Genomic DNA, 17,051 nt, shown 5'->3' with positions numbered 1-17,051 from the left:
GCATGGATAAGACGATGAAGCTGACCGCTCAGGGCACCACGCTCGACCTCAATTTTCCTCATGTGATGGGGATCCTCAACGTAACTCCTGATTCGTTCTCCGATGGCGGCACGCACAACACGCTGGTTGAAGCGGTAAAACACGCCAACCTGATGATTAATGCCGGGGCAACCATTGTTGATATCGGCGGCGAGTCCACTCGCCCAGGTGCGGCGGATGTCAGCGTAGAAGAGGAGCTTGAGCGGGTTATTCCGGTGGTAGAAGCTATTGCCCAGCGTTTTGAAGTCTGGATTTCGGTAGATACCTCAAAACCCGAAGTTATCCGCGAATCGGCACGCGTGGGGGCGCACATCATCAATGATATTCGCTCGCTGAGCGAACCAGGCGCGCTCGAAGCTGCTGCACAGACCGGCTTACCGGTGTGTCTGATGCATATGCAAGGGCAGCCCAAAACGATGCAGGAAGCGCCGCATTACGATGACGTATACGCCGACGTGAATCGCTTTTTTATTGAGCAGATCGAACGCTGTAAACGTGCCGGTATCGCAAAAGAAAAATTGTTGCTCGACCCGGGCTTTGGTTTCGGTAAAAATCTCTCCCACAATTACGCATTGCTCGCACGACTGTCCGAGTTTCACCACTTTGATCTGCCGTTGCTCGTGGGGATGTCGCGTAAATCCATGGTGGGGCAACTGCTTAACGTAGGGCCTTCGGAACGTCTGAGTGGCAGCCTGGCTTGCGCGGTTATTGCCGCCATGCAGGGTGCGCAAATCATTCGCGTCCATGATGTAAAAGAAACGGTAGAGGCGATGCGCGTGGTCGAAGCGACGCTGTCAGCAAGGGAAAATAAACGTTATGAGTAACCGTAAATATTTTGGTACCGATGGGATCCGTGGTCGCGTTGGTGATGCGCCTATTACACCTGATTTTGTTCTGAAGCTCGGCTGGGCGGCAGGGAAGGTGCTGGCACGTCATGGCTCACGTAAGGTGATTATCGGTAAGGACACCCGTATCTCTGGCTATATGCTGGAATCTGCACTGGAAGCAGGCCTGGCGGCGGCGGGGCTTTCTGCCTCCTTCACCGGCCCGATGCCGACTCCGGCGGTGGCTTACCTGACACGCACCTTCCGTGCCGAAGCAGGGATCGTTATTTCTGCTTCCCATAACCCGTATTACGACAACGGCATCAAGTTCTTCTCTATCGATGGCACCAAACTGCCGGATGAAGTGGAAGAAGCTATCGAAGCTGAACTCGAAAAAGAGATTACCTGTGTTGATTCCGCCGAGCTGGGTAAAGCCAGTCGCATCGTGGATGCCGCCGGACGTTACATCGAGTTCTGTAAGGCGACCTTCCCAAATGAGCTGAGCCTGGCTTCGCTTAAGGTGGTGGTGGACTGCGCAAACGGTGCGACCTACCACATTGCGCCGAGCGTTTTCCGCGAACTGGGCGCGAAAGTTATCACCATGGGCTGCGAGCCGGATGGGTTGAACATCAACGAAGAAGTGGGGGCTACCGATGTACGTGCCCTGCAGGCGCGCGTGGTGGCTGAGAAAGCCGACCTCGGTATTGCTTATGATGGCGACGGCGATCGCGTCATCATGGTTGACCATCAGGGTAACAAGGTCGATGGCGACCAGATCCTCTATATCATTGCCCGTGAAGGGTTGCGCCAGGGCCAGCTGCGCGGCGGAGCCGTCGGTACGTTGATGAGCAACATGGGCCTTGAGCTGGCGCTGAAGCAGCTGGGTATTCCGTTTGCCCGTGCGAAAGTGGGCGACCGCTACGTGCTGGAAATGCTGCAGGAAAAAGGCTGGCGCATTGGCGCGGAAAACTCCGGCCATGTGATTCTGCTGGATCAGACCACGACCGGTGACGGTATCGTGGCGAGCCTGCAGGTGGTGGCGGCGATGGTGCGTAACCACATGACCCTGCACGATCTGTGTAGCGGGATGAAAATGTTCCCACAGCTGCTGGTGAATGTACGTTACACCGCAGGTTCAGCGAACCCGCTGGAAAACGAAACCGTGAAACAGGTGACGGCAGATGTTGAAGCGGCGCTGGCTGGCCGTGGCCGTGTACTGCTGCGTAAATCCGGCACCGAGCCGTTGATTCGCGTGATGGTGGAAGGCGAAGATGAAGCGCAGGTCAGCGAGTTTGCCCATCGTATTGCTGATGCAGTAAAAGCGGTGTAAAACCCCGCGCTATGTGCTTAAAAAGGCGGCGTAAGTCGCCTTTTTAATGAGCAAAGATGTGCTTTTTGCTGTTTTTTTCCGCACTTGATACAATGCGATGAAATTGCCCTTGCGAAGGTTATTCGCTTTGGTTAGTATTCACACCCGCTTCAGTGGGAAACGTTAAAACGTCCCGCTTTATTGGTCGAAGCAATTGGCATGCGGTATCCCCGCAAGGAACAGGTTGATTATGTACGAAGCTCTTTTAGTAGTTTTCCTTATTGTAGCGGTTGGCCTGGTAGGTCTGATCATGCTGCAGCAAGGTAAAGGCGCTGATATGGGAGCCTCCTTCGGAGCAGGTGCTTCCGCTACACTGTTTGGTTCCAGCGGTTCAGGCAACTTTATGACCCGTATGACCGCAGTACTGGCGACGCTGTTCTTCATCATCAGTCTGGTTCTGGGTAACCTGAATACCAACAAGACCAACAAAGGAAGCGAGTGGGAATCACTGAGCGCGCCGGCGAAAACCGAGCAGACTCAGCCAGCAGCTCCGGCCCAGCCGAGCAGCGATATCCCGCACTAAGTTATAAGTCGTACCGAGGTGGTGGAATTGGTAGACACGCTACCTTGAGGTGGTAGTGCCCTAACGGGCTTGTGGGTTCGAGTCCCATCCTCGGTACCAATATTCCAGAAAAAAGACGTCGAAAGACGTCTTTTTTTTCGTCTGTATTTTCCCCTTAACGATCCCATTCCGGCATTTATTAATAAACAAACCTGTACTGGCTCCACCTCTGGCAAAACAGATAATGTTCGCTACCGAATATTTTTTATGCTGAAGCAGGATCCGGTCGTGCGTTATTACCAAATGTTGATGTTATCAGGAGCCCTGTTTTTGGCAGGGTGTAGCAGCCAGTCTCAGGAAACGGTCAACGATATTAAATCGTTGTCGATACCGGTGGTGAACCAGAGTGTGTCATCACCGACAGGAGAGGCAAACAGCAGCCTGAAGGGCCGTCACCGCGACAACTCGCAGCGCATTAATACCCTGAGGCAGGATCTTAAAACTGAGTATCTGCAGAATATCAGGCCGGAAGATGTGCTGGATGCGCGAAATAGTGAAGTGCAGAGCGTGTACGCCGCGCTGACCAAACTCGATGAGCTTGCCGCGATGAACGATCATTATTTGAAGGAAAGTAATCAGCCTGGGCTTGAGAAGATAAGCCAGGTGTTAAAACCGCTGATGCTTAAATCGTGATACTTCCAGACCGGCCAGGGCGGCCGGTCATGGTTTATGATGGTCAGAAGCTGAAGTTCATCCCCGCGTAGGCCCCATCGGCCAGCACGTTGTCCTGGTGACCATCTTTCCCTTCCATATCGATATAGCGATAACCCGCTTCCACGTTGAATGATTTGGTGATCTGGAAACGCGCGCCAGCGCCGGCTTCGGTGTAGTCTTTTACACCACTCGACAGAGAGTCCGGTGAGTAGTAGTAATCACCGAACAGCGCGAAACGATCGCCAAGCGGGATGGTTGCCCCACCGCCCAATGCGACGGCATAACCTTCATTACCTTTGTTTGGGTTCAGGTACATCGCCTTACCGCCAAAGTTGACCATAATCGATCCCAGCAGGAAGTTATAGCCCATACCCAGACCCGCGACATCGCCGTCGTTATCACTATGCGCCCAGTTGCCGGTGAATGTGAATCCCGGCTCTGAGCCGCCAAAGGTGGCTGACAGGTTCGTGTAGTTATCACCGGCCTCGCCATGCAGATTAACGTCAGCGAAAGCGCTGGTTGATGCGATCATGGCGATCGCCAGAATACCGGTTTTCAGAGCAGAATTTGTCATCATTGTTTCTCGCAGATATAAAAAAGCCCGACTGACAATCGGGCAAACAAAAACCAAATGCGTAAGCATGCCTACGCGAAGCAGGGCGTCTTACTGACCTGTGATATTGATAACGACGCGACGGTCCGGTGCCAGGCAGCTTTTCAGCGCGCTGCCGGTCAGGCTGTCGCACTGGGTTCCGGTAACGGATTCAGTGGCGCCACGGCCTTCGGTGCTGATGTTATTTGCCGGCATACCCTGCTCGATAAGCGCTTCGGCGACGGCCTGTGCACGTTCAGCGGAGAGTTGCTGGTTGTAGGCTGCGGAACCGGTGCGGTCGCTGTAACCAATAACCATCGTGGATTTGTCTTTTGCTGCCTGCAGTTCTGGGGACTGGTACAGCTGGGCAACGGCCATTTTGCCTTCCTGCGTCAGCGTTGCTGAGTCGTAGGCAAACATGACGTCAGATTTCAGGTTGAAGGTTTTGGTTTCAGCGACAACCGGTGCCGGAGTCGGTGCCGGAGCAACCACTGGCGTTTCTTCGTTCTGACCGAAGCGGTAAACGATGCCAGCGGTTACGGTGCTAGAGTCAGCGCTGATGCCAATCTGATTGGAGTTACCCACATTGCTGACCCACTGGTATTCCAGACGACCGGCCAGAGCTGGGGTGAACGCATACTCGGTACCTACCGCGGCCAGAGGACGTACACCGGTTTCGAAGTTGTTGTGACCGGCAACGTCAGATTCAGCACGGTAGCCCATGGCACCCGCACGACCGTAGATGTCCCAGGCGTCATTAATGGCGTAGCTGGCTTTCATTGACAGCTGCAGGCCCTGGCTCTTCATTTTGCCGCCGTTCACACCGTTATTACCGTTCACCTGCATATTGCCGAGGTAGTCATAGCCACCTTCAATCGCCAGCCAGTTGTTGATCTGGTAGCCGCCGAATACGCCGCCGCCAACGTTGTCGCTGTCGGTATTAAAGTCGGTGGCACCCTGCAGAGAATCGTTGAAGTTGCCGTTACCGCTGGCGTCGAAATAATGCGACCAGCCCAGTTTAGCACCGCCGTACCAGGTGCCGGCGTCAGCAGCAGCGAAAGCGGTAGAAACCGCGCAGGAATTTAAGACGAGTAATGCAACGAGTGTTTTTTTCATAGCGAATCCTGTTGGACCATAATGCGGGATGGTCAAAGAATGAAAATGTAATTATTTCAGGCCGCTACGATAAAGCTAAATATGTGAGAGGGTAATCATTGTTTTGTTTAAATTTAAATGGCATCCATGCGCATTTAATAATATGTCAAAACTTTTCAGGTAATAACTTAATGCTACGTAAATATCCGCCGCGGATAAAATCAATATATTCCCCTTTCTTTAGTGCGGATAATACATTCAGGACACTGCTGCGGGATAAATGTGTGCGATCTTGTATATATTCCAGAATAGAAACCCGCATACGTGTCTCTTCCGGCAGGAGGATCATTTCCAGTAGATGATTACGTATCACCGAGTAGGTGCGCTGTTGGAGTACCAGATCGTCACGGTATCCCATATACGCCGTGTGATAAGAGAGTAGTGCTGTCACGTCCTCCCAAAGGTTCTCTTCACGAAAGATAGCTTTGGCCTTACTGGCTTCAATACGTAATATCGTCGATTTCACTTCCGGGCGTAGTGCGTGGCTGCGTAAAGGTTGAAACATTTCCGCGACACCAAACAGATGGGGTTCGTAGACGGTGACCAACACCAGATTATCAGAGGTGCGAAGAATAGAGAGCTCACCCTCAAGGAAAATATATAAATTTGCCTCTTCTTTCTGTTTCCATGTAATTCGCTTACGAGAAGGAATATTCATGGGTGTCGCATGCGGCAAAAGTGTGTTAATCAGACGAGAGATAGCCTGCTCGGGTCTGGTTGGAGGACAGATTTGCATGAATGCCTCATGAAATAAATGAAAGTCAGTTGATGAAAAATTATAGACCGAATTACCCGCGTGAAAATGGCAAGCATAACATTTTAGTTACGTTCCGTGAGGTCGCAAACTTTTTGTTGTTTAAAAATGCACAAGGCTGACACGCTTTCACGTATCAGCCCTGGACGGAGTACGACCCGCTTATTTCTTGTCGCTGTGTTCCAGATTCTCAACCTGCGGCAGGCCATTGCCGGCTGAGGTCGAGAGCAGGCCGGTCTGGCTGTAACCAAACAGTTTTGCCCGCGTGTCGATGATATCGAGGTTACGCATGGTCAACTGGCCAATACGATCGTCCGGTGAGAACACGGAGTCGCCTTTCTCCATGGTCAGACGTTCAGCCTGGTAGGTCAGGTTATCAGAGACGGTATTCAGAATGGAATAGTCGTTACCGCGACGCAGCTCAAGCGTGACTTCGCCGGTGATGGCGCTTGCCACCCAACGCTGCAGTGAATCACGCAGCATCAGTGCCTGAGGATCGAACCAGCGACCCTGATACAGCAGACGACCCAGCTGGCGACCGTGGGCGTGGTACTGCTCAATGGTATCTTCGTTGTGGATACCGGTCAGCAGACGCTCGTAGGCGATGTGCAGCAGCGCCATCCCCGGCGCTTCGTAAATACCACGGCTTTTCGCTTCAATGATACGGTTCTCAATCTGGTCGCTCATGCCCAGACCGTGACGACCACCGATGCGGTTAGCTTCCAGCATCAGCTGTACGTCATCGCTGAAGGTTTTGCCGTTCAGCGCGACCGGATGCCCCTGCTCAAAGCGGATGGTGACTTCTTCTGCGGCGATTTTGACATTCTCATCCCAGAACTTCACGCCCATAATCGGGTTCACGATTTTCACGCTGGAGTTGAGAAACTCCAGGTCTTTGGCTTCGTGGGTGGCACCCAGCATGTTGGAGTCGGTCGAGTAGGCTTTCTCAACCGACATTTTGTAGTCGAAACCGCAGGCAATCATAAACTCAGACATTTCCAGACGACCACCGAGCTCGTCGATGAAGTCGGTATCGAGCCACGGTTTGTAAATCTGCAGCTCGGCGTTGGTCAGCAGACCATAACGGTAGAAGCGCTCAATGTCGTTGCCTTTATAGGTGCTACCGTCGCCCCAGATGTTCACGCCGTCTTCTTTCATCGCGGCAACGAGCATGGTACCCGTCACTGCACGGCCCAGAGGAGTGGTGTTGAAGTAGGTCAGACCGCCGGTGGTGTTATGGAATGCGCCACACTGAATGGCGGCAATACCTTCGGCGACCAGCTGTTTGCGGCAGTCGATTAAGCGGGCGTTCTCAGCGCCATATTCCATCGCACGGCGTGGAATAGCGTCATAGTCATCTTCGTCGGGTTGCCCCAGATTAGCGGTATAGGCATAAGGAACCGCGCCTTTTTTGCGCATCCACAGCAGCGCAGCACTGGTGTCCAGCCCACCGGAGAAAGCGATGCCAACGCGTTGGCCTGTTGGAAGATGCTTGAGAATCGTCGTCATAAGTAAAACCCTGCTCGCCAGACTATGATGGAATCATTATGAATTCGTAATTGCATGTTTATGCAAATTTAGTGAGTTTTCATTTAATCATTTTTTATGTGGAACAGGAAGGGGTTCCCGAATTTTTCTTGAGATTTTCTTCCTGACCGCAAAAATGTATCTGCATAAGCATAGCGGATCTATGCGGAAAAAAGCCGCGCGGATAAGGTTGACACCAGGGGGCATTTTTCAATATACTGCAAGCCGATTTAACGTCCCGTCCTCGGTACCAAATCCCAGCAGTATTTGCACTTTTTACTCAAGATGAGTAAAATATGCCACGTTTCAGGCGCGGGGTGGAGCAGCCTGGTAGCTCGTCGGGCTCATAACCCGAAGGTCGTCGGTTCAAATCCGGCCCCCGCAACCATTTTCCCATTGAGATTTTTTTCAAATATACTGTGAAGACATAGGGCTTCGTAGCTGGATTTGAAAGAAATCTCCTGGAAAATGTTCCAGACCGCGTCAGCGGTTATAGGGTTCAGTTATCTAAAGCCCCGATTTATCGGGGTTTTTTGTTATCTGACTACAGAATAACTGGGCTTTACGCCCTTTTTTTATGTCTTGGGGGTGGGTTTGTCCACATTAGAGCAAAAATTAACTGAGATGCTCACTGCACCGGTTGAAGCTTTGGGTTTCGAGCTGGTCGGCATCGAATTTGTTCGCAGCCGCACTTCGACGCTGCGTATCTATATAGATAGTGAAAATGGCATCAACGTTGATGATTGTGCTGATGTCAGTCACCAGGTCAGCGCGGTAATGGACGTCGAAGATCCCATTACTGTTGCCTACAACCTGGAAGTGTCTTCTCCAGGTCTCGACCGTCCTCTGTTCACCGCGGAACACTACACGCGTTTCCTGGGTGAAGAGGCCACACTGGTCCTGCGTATGGCGGTACAGAACCGTCGCAAATGGCAGGGCATCATTAAAGCGGTTGACGGTGAAATGATAACAGTAACTGTCGAAGGCAAAGATGAAGTGTTCGCGCTGAGTAACATCCAGAAGGCGAACCTGGTTCCCCACTTTTAACAGTCTGGATTGAGGTGAAAGGCCCCGATGAACAAAGAAATTTTGGCTGTTGTTGAAGCCGTTTCCAACGAGAAAGCGCTGCCACGTGAGAAAATTTTCGAAGCGCTGGAGAGTGCACTGGCAACGGCAACAAAGAAAAAATACGAACAGGAAATTGACGTTCGCGTAGAGATCGATCGCAAAAGCGGCGACTTCGACACCTTCCGCCGTTGGGTTATCGTTGAAGAAGTGACCCAGCCGACGAAAGAAATCACCCTCGAAGCAGCACGCTACGAAGACGAAAGCCTGAACGTGGGTGAGTACGTTGAAGATCAGATCGAATCCGTCACTTTCGACCGTATCACTACCCAGACCGCAAAACAGGTTATCGTACAGAAAGTACGTGAAGCTGAGCGCGCGATGGTGGTCGATCAGTTCCGTGAGCACGAAGGTGAAATCATCACCGGCGTGGTGAAGAAAGTGAACCGTGACAACATTTCCCTGGATCTCGGTAGCAACGCTGAAGCCGTTATCCTGCGTGAAGACATGCTGCCGCGTGAAAACTTCCGTCCGGGCGACCGCATTCGCGGCGTACTGTACTCGGTACGTCCTGAAGCGCGCGGTGCGCAGCTGTTCGTGACCCGTTCAAAACCTGAGATGCTGATCGAACTGTTCCGCATCGAAGTGCCGGAAATCGGCGAAGAAGTTATCGAGATTAAAGCGGCTGCTCGCGATCCTGGCTCCCGTGCGAAAATCGCGGTAAAAACTAACGACAAGCGTATCGATCCGGTCGGTGCTTGCGTTGGTATGCGCGGTGCTCGTGTTCAGGCGGTTTCTACCGAACTGGGCGGCGAGCGTATCGATATCGTACTGTGGGACGACAATCCGGCGCAGTTCGTTATCAACGCTATGGCTCCGGCGGATGTGGCGTCTATCGTCGTTGACGAAGACAAACACACCATGGACATCGCTGTTGAAGCGGGCAACCTGGCGCAGGCTATCGGCCGTAACGGTCAGAACGTGCGTCTGGCATCGCAGCTGAGCGGCTGGGAACTCAACGTGATGACCGTTGACGACCTGCAGGCGAAGCATCAGGCAGAAGCGCACGCCGCTATCGATACCTTCACCAAATATCTCGATATTGATGAAGATTTCGCAACAGTGCTGGTAGAAGAAGGCTTCTCCACGCTGGAAGAACTGGCCTATGTGCCAATCAAAGAGCTGCTGGAAATTGACGGCCTGGACGAACAGACCGTAGAAGCTCTCCGTGAACGTGCGAAAAACGCACTGACTACTCTGGCGCTGGCCCAGGAAGAAAGCCTCGGTGATAAGAAACCGGCTGACGATCTGCTGAACCTTGAAGGTCTGGATCGTGCAATGGCCTTCAAACTGGCTGCCCGTGGTGTTTGTACGCTGGAAGATCTCGCTGAACAAGGCGTTGATGACCTGTCTGATATCGAAGGGATGACCGACGAGAAAGCGGGTGAACTCATCATGGCCGCACGCAACATTTGCTGGTTCGGCGACGAAGCGTAATAAACTGTAGCAGGAAGGAACAGCATGACAGATGTAACCGTAAAATCGCTGGCCGCAGAGATTCAGACCTCAGTGGACCGCCTGGTACAGCAATTTGCTGACGCAGGCATCCCGAAGAAGGCTGATGACTCTGTGACCGCGCAAGAGAAACAAACCCTGTTAGCACATCTGAACCGTGAACACGGTTCAGCACCTGACAAACTGACGTTGCAGCGTAAAACGCGCAGCACGTTGAGCGTTCAGGGTACCGGTGGTAAAAGTAAATCGGTACAGATCGAAGTCCGCAAAACACGCACCTTTGTGAAACGTGATCCGCAAGAAGCTGAGCGTCTCGCGGCAGAAGAAGAAGCGCAGCGTGAAGCGGAAGAAAAAGCCCGTCGTGAAGCAGAAGAAACTGCTAAGCGCGAGGCGCAACTTAAAGCTGAACGTGAGGCCGCAGAACAAGCGAAGCGTGACGCCGCCGACAAGGCTAAACGTGAAGCAGCGGAAAAAGACAAAGTGAGCAATCAACAAATCGACGAAAAAACCAAAGCCGCCCTGACTGAAAAAGCTCGCCGTGAAAACGAAGCTGCTGAGCTGAAGCGTAAGTCAGAAGAAGAAGCGCGTCGCAAGCTTGAAGCTGAAGCAGCTCGCGTAGCGGAAGAAGCTCGCCGTATGGCCGAAGAGAATGCGGGTGCCTGGGCTGAGCAGGAAAAAGTGGAAGAAGATAAGAGCGATTATCACGTTACCACTTCCCAGCATGCTCGCCAGGCTGAAGATGAAAACGACCGTGAAGTTGAAGGTGGTCGTGGTCGTGCTCGCACAGCATCAAAAGCGGCTCGTCCTCAGAAGAAAGGCAACAAGCACGCTGAATCCAAAGCTGACCGTGAAGAAGCTCGTGCAGCGGTTCGCGGCGGTAAAGGTGGTAAGCGTAAAGGTTCCGCTCTGCAGCAGGGCTTCCAGAAGCCGGCTCAGGCCGTTAACCGTGACGTTGTGATCGGCGAAACCATCACCGTTGGCGATCTGGCCAACAAGATGGCGGTTAAAGGCTCTCAGGTCATCAAAGCGATGATGAAGCTGGGCGCAATGGCGACCATCAACCAGGTTATCGACCAGGAAACGGCACAGCTGGTTGCAGAAGAGATGGGCCACAAGGTTATCCTGCGTCGTGAGAACGAGCTGGAAGAAGCCGTAATGAGCGACCGTGATACTGGCGCTGCGGCTGAACCGCGTGCACCGGTTGTGACCATCATGGGTCACGTTGACCACGGTAAAACCTCTCTGCTTGACTACATTCGTTCCACGAAGGTGGCCTCCGGTGAAGCGGGTGGTATTACCCAGCACATCGGTGCTTACCACGTAGAAACCGATAACGGCATGATCACCTTCCTGGATACCCCGGGCCACGCCGCGTTCACCTCTATGCGTGCTCGTGGTGCTCAGGCGACGGATATCGTGGTTCTGGTTGTCGCGGCTGACGATGGCGTGATGCCGCAGACCATTGAAGCAATCCAGCACGCGAAAGCGGCGCAGGTGCCTCTGGTAGTTGCAGTCAACAAAATCGATAAACCGGAAGCTGACCTGGATCGCGTTAAAAACGAACTGTCTCAGTACGGCGTTATGCCGGAAGAGTGGGGCGGCGAAGCGCAGTTCATCCCAGTATCTGCAAAAGCAGGTACCGGTATTGATGACCTGCTGAACGCTATCCTGCTGCAGGCTGAAGTTCTGGAGCTGAAAGCGGTTCGCAAAGGTATGGCAAGCGGTGCGGTCATCGAATCCTTCCTGGATAAAGGTCGTGGTCCGGTGGCAACCGTTCTGGTTCGCGAAGGTACGCTGAACAAAGGCGACATCGTTCTGTGTGGCTTCGAATATGGCCGCGTTCGTGCAATGCGTAACGAACTGGGTCAGGAAGTGCTGGAAGCGGGTCCGTCTATTCCGGTTGAAATCCTCGGTCTGTCCGGTGTTCCGGCTGCGGGTGATGAAGTGACCGTGGTTCGTGACGAGAAGAAAGCGCGTGAAGTTGCACTGTATCGTCAGGGCAAATTCCGTGAAGTTAAGCTGGCTCGTCAGCAGAAATCTAAACTCGAGAACATGTTCGCCAACATGACCGAAGGCGAAGTTCACGAAGTGAACGTCGTTCTGAAAGCTGACGTTCAGGGTTCTGTCGAAGCGATTTCCGACTCCTTGCTGAAACTGTCTACCGACGAAGTTAAAGTGAAGATCATCGGTTCTGGCGTAGGTGGTATCACCGAAACCGACGCAACCCTGGCAGCAGCTTCCAACGCTATCCTGGTTGGCTTCAACGTACGTGCTGATGCTTCTGCGCGTAAAGTTATCGATGCTGAAAGCCTGGATCTGCGTTACTACTCCGTCATCTATAACCTGATCGACGAAGTTAAAGCGGCAATGAGCGGCATGCTGTCTCCGGAACTGAAACAGCAGATCATTGGTCTGGCTGAAGTTCGTGACGTGTTCAAATCACCGAAATTCGGTGCGATCGCGGGCTGTATGGTTACCGAAGGTCTCATTAAACGCCACAACCCGATCCGCGTACTGCGCGACAACGTGGTTATCTATGAAGGCGAGCTGGAATCCCTGCGCCGCTTCAAAGATGACGTTAACGAAGTCCGTAACGGCATGGAATGTGGTATCGGTGTTAAGAACTACAACGACGTTCGCGTTGGCGATATGATCGAAGTATTCGAAATCATCGAGATCCAGCGTACTATTGCGTAATTGCTGATGGTAAGCCGGGATCGCCTCGCGCCCCCGGCAGTTAATTTTAAAAGGGGCTTCTGGCCCCTTTTTTGTCTGGAGAATTTATTATGGCGAAAGAATTTGGTCGCCCGCAGCGCGTGGCCCAGGAGATGCAAAAAGAGATCGCAATCATCCTGCAGCGCGAAATTAAAGATCCGCGTCTGGGCATGATGACCACCGTTTCCGGTGTTGAGATGTCCCGCGATCTGGCCTATGCCAAAGTGTTTGTGACTTTCCTGAACGACAAAGATGAAGAAGCGGTGAAAGCGGGGATTAAAGCCCTGCAGGAAGCGTCTGGTTTCATCCGTTCTCTGCTCGGCAAAGCCATGCGCCTGCGCATTGTGCCTGAGCTGACCTTCTTCTACGACAACTCGCTGGTCGAAGGTATGCGTATGTCTAACCTGGTGACCAGCGTGGTGAAACATGACGATGAACGTCGTGTGAACCCGGACGACAGCAAGGAGGACTGATGAGTCGTCCTCGTCGTCGTGGTCGCGATGTGCATGGCGTGCTGCTGCTGGATAAACCGCAGGGCGCGTCCAGCAATGATGTTCTGCAAAAGGTGAAGCGTATCTATAACGCCAACCGCGCCGGACATACTGGTGCGCTGGACCCATTAGCAACCGGCATGCTGCCGATCTGCCTGGGCGAAGCGACCAAGTTTTCCCAGTACCTGCTGGACTCTGATAAACGCTATCGCGTGATTGCCCGTCTGGGCCAGCGTACCGATACCTCCGATGCCGACGGTCAAATCGTCCAGGAGCGTCCGGTGACGTTTAATGACGCGCAGTTGGCAGAAGCGCTGGAAAGTTTTCGTGGCAATACCGAGCAGGTACCCTCGATGTATTCCGCGCTGAAGTATCAGGGTAAAAAGCTGTACGAATACGCCCGCCAGGGTATTGAAGTACCGCGCGAAGCCCGGCCGATCACCGTCTACGAGCTGCTGTTTATTCGCCATGAGGGGAATGAGCTGGAGCTTGAAATCCACTGCTCGAAGGGCACCTACATTCGTACCATTATTGACGATTTAGGTGAAAAGCTCGGCTGCGGAGCGCACGTTATTTACCTGCGCCGTCTGGCAGTCAGCAAATATCCGGTTGAGCGGATGGTGACGCTCGAGCAGCTGCGTGAGCTGGTCGAGCAGGCAGAGCAGCAGGCGATACCGGCGGCAGAGCTGCTTGATCCGCTGCTGATGCCGATGGACAGCCCGGCATCCGACTTCCCACGGGTGAACATCCCGACGGTAGTTGCCGCGTACTTTAAGAATGGCCAACCGGTTCGTGCCTCGCAGGCGCCATCGGAAGGTCTGGTTCGCGTCACCGAAGGTGAAGAAGAAGCGTTCATCGGTATGGGCGAAATCGACGATGAGGGCCGTGTGGCACCGCGTCGTCTGGTTGTTGAATACCCGCAATAATCCACTCATCTTGCGATCAATGATGGCTACGAGTAGAATATTGCGGCTTAACGCTCGTTCAATTGTTTAACAATTGATTTGGCGTTACACCTGGGGTGGCTGAATTAGAGATCGGCACCCTTTCTTTCTTTTTAATTCTGGAGTTCAAAATGTCTCTAAGCGTTGAAGCTAAAGCTCAAATCGTTTCCGAGTTCGGTCGTGGTGCAAACGACAGCGGTTCTACCGAAGTTCAGGTAGCTCTGCTGACTGCTCAGATCAACCACCTGCAGGGCCACTTTGCAGAGCACAAAAAAGATCACCACAGCCGTCGTGGTCTGCTGCGTATGGTTTCTCAGCGTCGTAAACTGCTCGACTACCTGAAACGTAAAGATGTTGCACGCTACACCGCGCTGATCGAGCGTCTGGGTCTGCGTCGCTAAGTCTGGCGAGTTTCAAAAAAGAGGGGCCTTCATGGCCCCTTTTTTCAAGCCGATGGCAGCAATTCACTGGAAACTAATGTATTGTTGCTTTAAATGATCTTCATTGCAGAGGTTCGCGCGGCTAATGAGAGGCTTCACCCGTGACGGGTTAGGGTTGTCATTAGTCGCGAGGATGCAAGAGGATCGGGTGCATGGGGCGGTATACCCGAAGCGGTTTGCTGCCCCTTAACTACGTAAAGGATATTATTTTGCTTAATCCGATCGTTCGTAAATTCCAGTACGGCCAACATACCGTCACTCTGGAAACCGGCATGATGGCACGCCAGGCAACGGCTGCTGTCATGGTTAATATGGATGACACCGCGGTATTCGTTACCGTTGTTGGCCAGAAAAAAGCTAAACCGGGTCAGGACTTCTTCCCGCTGACCGTTAACTACCAGGAGCGTACCTACGCTGCCGGTAAAATCCCGGGTGGTTTCTTCCGTCGTGAAGGCCGTCCGAGCGAAGGCGAAACCCTGATCGCGCGTCTGATTGACCGCCCGGTTCGCCCGCTGTTCCCGGAAGGTTTCGTGAACGAAGTTCAGGTTATCGCGACCGTGGTTTCCGTTAACCCGCAGGTTAACCCGGATATCGTGGCGATGATCGGTGCTTCCGCCGCGCTGTCTCTGTCCGGCATTCCGTTCAACGGCCCAATCGGTGCTGCTCGCGTTGGTTACATCAACGACCAGTACGTACTGAACCCAACCAAAGAAGAGCTGGTTTCCAGCAAACTGGATCTGGTTGTTGCCGGTACTGAAGCCGCTGTCCTGATGGTTGAATCCGAAGCTGAACTGCTGAGCGAAGACCAGATGCTGGGCGCGGTGGTCTTTGGCCACGAGCAGCAGCAGATTGTTATCCAGAACATCAACGATCTGGTGAAAGAAGCCGGTAAACCGCGTTGGGACTGGCAGCCGGAAGTGGTTGACGCCGCACTGAACGCGCGCGTTGCAGCCCTGGCTGAATCCCGTCTGAGCGATGCTTACCGCATCACCGACAAACAGGAACGTTACGCTCAGGTTGATTCAATCAAATCTGAAGTTATCGCGACCCTGGTTGCTGAAGACGAAGCGCTGGACGCTAACGAGCTCGGCGAAATTCTGCACGCTATCGAGAAAAACGTCGTTCGTAGCCGCGTTCTGGCCGGCGAGCCGCGTATCGATGGTCGTGAAAAAGACATGATCCGTGGTCTGGACGTCCGTACTGGCGTGCTGCCGCGTACTCACGGTTCCGCACTGTTCACCCGTGGTGAAACTCAGGCGCTGGTCACCGCAACGCTGGGTACTGCCCGCGATGCACAGATCATCGACGAAATCATGGGCGAGCGTACTGACAGCTTCCTGTTCCACTACAACTTCCCTCCGTACTCCGTTGGTGAGACCGGTATGGTTGGTTCGCCGAAGCGTCGTGAAATTGGTCACGGTCGTCTGGCGAAACGTGGTGTGCTGGCAGTGATGCCGACTGCGGATGAATTCCCGTACACCGTTCGTGTGGTTTCCGAAATCACCGAATCTAACGGTTCTTCTTCCATGGCTTCCGTGTGTGGTGCTTCTCTGGCACTGATGGACGCGGGCGTTCCGGTGAAAGCCGCCGTTGCGGGTATCGCGATGGGTCTGGTGAAAGAAGGCGACAACTTTGTTGTTCTGTCTGACATCCTGGGCGACGAAGATCACCTGGGCGATATGGACTTCAAAGTAGCGGGTTCCCGCGAAGGTATCTCTGCGCTGCAGATGGATATCAAAATTGAAGGTATCACTAAAGAGATCATGCAGGTTGCTCTGAACCAGGCTAAAGGTGCGCGTCTGCACATCCTGGGCGTGATGGAACAGGCTATCAACGCACCGCGCGGTGATATCTCTGAATTCGCTCCGCGTATTCACACCATCAAGATCAATCCGGACAAGATCAAAGACGTTATCGGTAAAGGCGGTTCTGTTATCCGTGCCCTGACCGAAGAAACCGGCACCACCATCGAAATCGAAGATGACGGTACCGTGAAGATCGCAGCAACCGATGGCGACAAAGCGCAGCACGCGATTCGTCGTATCGAAGAAATTACTGCAGAGATCGAAGTAGGTCGTATCTATAATGGTAAAGTGACCCGTATCGTTGACTTTGGCGCGTTCGTTGCCATCGGTGGCGGTAAAGAAGGTCTGGTTCACATCTCTCAGATCGCTGATAAGCGCGTAGAGAAAGTGACCGATTACCTGCAGATGGGCCAGGAAGTACCGGTTAAAGTTCTGGAAGTCGATCGCCAGGGCCGCGTACGTCTGAGCATCAAAGAAGCAACCGAGCAGTCTCAGCCTGCTGCCGCGCCGGAAGCTCCGGCCGCGGAACAGGGCGAGTAAGGTTGCCATTTGCCCTCTGCTTCGGCAGAGGGCGTATTGACCCGGCAGGATGCCTTGTTA

15 protein-coding genes and 2 tRNA genes are annotated in these 17,051 nt (G+C 53.2%); 13 read left to right on the top strand and 4 right to left on the bottom strand.

From position 1 onward, the window contains the following. The first annotated feature begins 14 nt into the window (after nucleotides 1-14). From folP to GYRE_RS13765, 5 genes are all read left to right on the top strand, one after another. Entirely contained in the window at nucleotides 15-863 is an 849-nt protein-coding gene (gene folP / locus GYRE_RS13785; protein WP_038255993.1) for a dihydropteroate synthase, read from the top strand. Next, on the top strand, nucleotides 856-2,193 hold the full coding sequence (gene glmM / locus GYRE_RS13780; protein WP_006818125.1) for a phosphoglucosamine mutase: 1,338 nt from the start codon (nucleotides 856-858) through the stop codon (nucleotides 2,191-2,193). Before folP ends, glmM begins: the two co-directional genes overlap by 8 nt. A 229-nt stretch (nucleotides 2,194-2,422) precedes the next feature. Beyond that, on the top strand, nucleotides 2,423-2,755 hold the full coding sequence (secG, locus tag GYRE_RS13775) for a preprotein translocase subunit SecG (protein ID WP_006818126.1): 333 nt from the start codon (nucleotides 2,423-2,425) through the stop codon (nucleotides 2,753-2,755). A gap of 12 nt (nucleotides 2,756-2,767) precedes the next feature. Continuing rightward, nucleotides 2,768-2,854: transfer RNA gene (locus GYRE_RS13770), tRNA-Leu, on the top strand. Nucleotides 2,855-3,064: 210 nt separating this feature from the next. After that, nucleotides 3,065-3,427, top strand: a complete 363-nt coding sequence (locus GYRE_RS13765; RefSeq protein ID WP_146748709.1) for a hypothetical protein — start codon at nucleotides 3,065-3,067, stop codon at nucleotides 3,425-3,427. A gap of 43 nt (nucleotides 3,428-3,470) precedes the next feature. Here the strand turns inward: GYRE_RS13765 and GYRE_RS13760 are convergent, their stop codons facing one another. From GYRE_RS13760 to argG, 4 genes are all read right to left on the bottom strand, one after another. Further along, the gene (locus tag GYRE_RS13760; protein ID WP_038255990.1) at nucleotides 3,471-4,022 is read right to left on the bottom strand and encodes a YfaZ family outer membrane protein; all 552 of its coding nucleotides are present in this window, start codon (nucleotides 4,020-4,022) and stop codon (nucleotides 3,471-3,473) included. Between the two features lie 90 nt (nucleotides 4,023-4,112). Then, nucleotides 4,113-5,156 (bottom strand): porin OmpA, encoded by a 1,044-nt coding sequence (gene ompA / locus GYRE_RS13755; protein WP_038255988.1) that lies wholly within the window; start codon nucleotides 5,154-5,156, stop codon nucleotides 4,113-4,115. 145 nt (nucleotides 5,157-5,301) lie between these two features. Beyond that, nucleotides 5,302-5,931 carry a winged helix-turn-helix transcriptional regulator gene (locus GYRE_RS13750; protein WP_038255986.1) on the bottom strand — a complete coding sequence of 210 codons (630 nt, stop codon included), beginning with the start codon at nucleotides 5,929-5,931 and terminating at the stop codon, nucleotides 5,302-5,304. Nucleotides 5,932-6,111: 180 nt separating this feature from the next. Then, nucleotides 6,112-7,458: an argininosuccinate synthase gene (gene argG / locus GYRE_RS13745; RefSeq protein ID WP_006818132.1), complete on the bottom strand. Its 1,347-nt coding sequence runs from the start codon at nucleotides 7,456-7,458 to the stop codon at nucleotides 6,112-6,114. Nucleotides 7,459-7,787: 329 nt separating this feature from the next. On the opposite strand from argG, the gene GYRE_RS13740 reads away from it, so the two are divergent. From GYRE_RS13740 to pnp, 8 genes are all read left to right on the top strand, one after another. After that, nucleotides 7,788-7,864, top strand: a tRNA-Met gene (locus GYRE_RS13740). 206 nt (nucleotides 7,865-8,070) lie between these two features. After that, complete coding sequence (gene rimP / locus GYRE_RS13735; protein ID WP_038255984.1) at nucleotides 8,071-8,523, top strand: ribosome maturation factor RimP; 453 nt, start codon at nucleotides 8,071-8,073, stop codon at nucleotides 8,521-8,523. A 27-nt stretch (nucleotides 8,524-8,550) separates the two neighbouring features. Continuing rightward, nucleotides 8,551-10,038, top strand: coding sequence for a transcription termination factor NusA (gene nusA, locus GYRE_RS13730; protein ID WP_006818134.1), 1,488 nt, complete (start codon nucleotides 8,551-8,553; stop codon nucleotides 10,036-10,038). A 24-nt stretch (nucleotides 10,039-10,062) separates the two neighbouring features. Next, on the top strand, nucleotides 10,063-12,753 hold the full coding sequence (gene infB, locus GYRE_RS13725) for a translation initiation factor IF-2 (RefSeq protein WP_006818135.1): 2,691 nt from the start codon (nucleotides 10,063-10,065) through the stop codon (nucleotides 12,751-12,753). A gap of 89 nt (nucleotides 12,754-12,842) precedes the next feature. After that, the gene (rbfA, locus tag GYRE_RS13720) at nucleotides 12,843-13,244 is read left to right on the top strand and encodes a 30S ribosome-binding factor RbfA (protein WP_006818136.1); all 402 of its coding nucleotides are present in this window, start codon (nucleotides 12,843-12,845) and stop codon (nucleotides 13,242-13,244) included. Further along, nucleotides 13,244-14,188 (top strand): tRNA pseudouridine(55) synthase TruB, encoded by a 945-nt coding sequence (truB, locus tag GYRE_RS13715; protein WP_006818137.1) that lies wholly within the window; start codon nucleotides 13,244-13,246, stop codon nucleotides 14,186-14,188. Before rbfA ends, truB begins: the two co-directional genes overlap by 1 nt. Nucleotides 14,189-14,337: 149 nt before the next feature. Beyond that, nucleotides 14,338-14,607 carry a 30S ribosomal protein S15 gene (rpsO, locus tag GYRE_RS13710; RefSeq protein WP_035891092.1) on the top strand — a complete coding sequence of 90 codons (270 nt, stop codon included), beginning with the start codon at nucleotides 14,338-14,340 and terminating at the stop codon, nucleotides 14,605-14,607. A gap of 248 nt (nucleotides 14,608-14,855) precedes the next feature. Then, on the top strand, nucleotides 14,856-16,991 hold the full coding sequence (pnp, locus tag GYRE_RS13705; RefSeq protein WP_038256106.1) for a polyribonucleotide nucleotidyltransferase: 2,136 nt from the start codon (nucleotides 14,856-14,858) through the stop codon (nucleotides 16,989-16,991). The last annotated feature ends 60 nt before the right edge of the window (nucleotides 16,992-17,051 follow it).

This window comes from Yokenella regensburgei ATCC 49455, from assembly GCF_000735455.1.
GTDB classification, from domain to species: Bacteria; Pseudomonadota; Gammaproteobacteria; order Enterobacterales; family Enterobacteriaceae; genus Yokenella; species Yokenella regensburgei.
The sequence above is the reverse complement of the archived record's forward strand: the minus strand, read 5'-3'. Positions and strand labels throughout refer to the sequence as shown.

What these genes read in the sequence shown, in the direction of transcription:
- folP (WP_038255993.1), top strand. Translation starts at nt 15, where the DNA reads ATGAAGCTGACCGCTCAGGGCACCACGCTCGACCTCAATTTTCCTCAT.
- glmM (WP_006818125.1), top strand. Translation starts at nt 856, where the DNA reads ATGAGTAACCGTAAATATTTTGGTACCGATGGGATCCGTGGTCGCGTT.
- secG (WP_006818126.1), top strand. Translation starts at nt 2,423, where the DNA reads ATGTACGAAGCTCTTTTAGTAGTTTTCCTTATTGTAGCGGTTGGCCTG.
- GYRE_RS13760 (WP_038255990.1), bottom strand. Translation starts at nt 4,022, where the DNA reads ATGACAAATTCTGCTCTGAAAACCGGTATTCTGGCGATCGCCATGATC.
- ompA (WP_038255988.1), bottom strand. Translation starts at nt 5,156, where the DNA reads ATGAAAAAAACACTCGTTGCATTACTCGTCTTAAATTCCTGCGCGGTT.
- GYRE_RS13750 (WP_038255986.1), bottom strand. Translation starts at nt 5,931, where the DNA reads ATGCAAATCTGTCCTCCAACCAGACCCGAGCAGGCTATCTCTCGTCTG.
- argG (WP_006818132.1), bottom strand. Translation starts at nt 7,458, where the DNA reads ATGACGACGATTCTCAAGCATCTTCCAACAGGCCAACGCGTTGGCATC.
- nusA (WP_006818134.1), top strand. Translation starts at nt 8,551, where the DNA reads ATGAACAAAGAAATTTTGGCTGTTGTTGAAGCCGTTTCCAACGAGAAA.
- infB (WP_006818135.1), top strand. Translation starts at nt 10,063, where the DNA reads ATGACAGATGTAACCGTAAAATCGCTGGCCGCAGAGATTCAGACCTCA.
- rbfA (WP_006818136.1), top strand. Translation starts at nt 12,843, where the DNA reads ATGGCGAAAGAATTTGGTCGCCCGCAGCGCGTGGCCCAGGAGATGCAA.
- truB (WP_006818137.1), top strand. Translation starts at nt 13,244, where the DNA reads ATGAGTCGTCCTCGTCGTCGTGGTCGCGATGTGCATGGCGTGCTGCTG.
- rpsO (WP_035891092.1), top strand. Translation starts at nt 14,338, where the DNA reads ATGTCTCTAAGCGTTGAAGCTAAAGCTCAAATCGTTTCCGAGTTCGGT.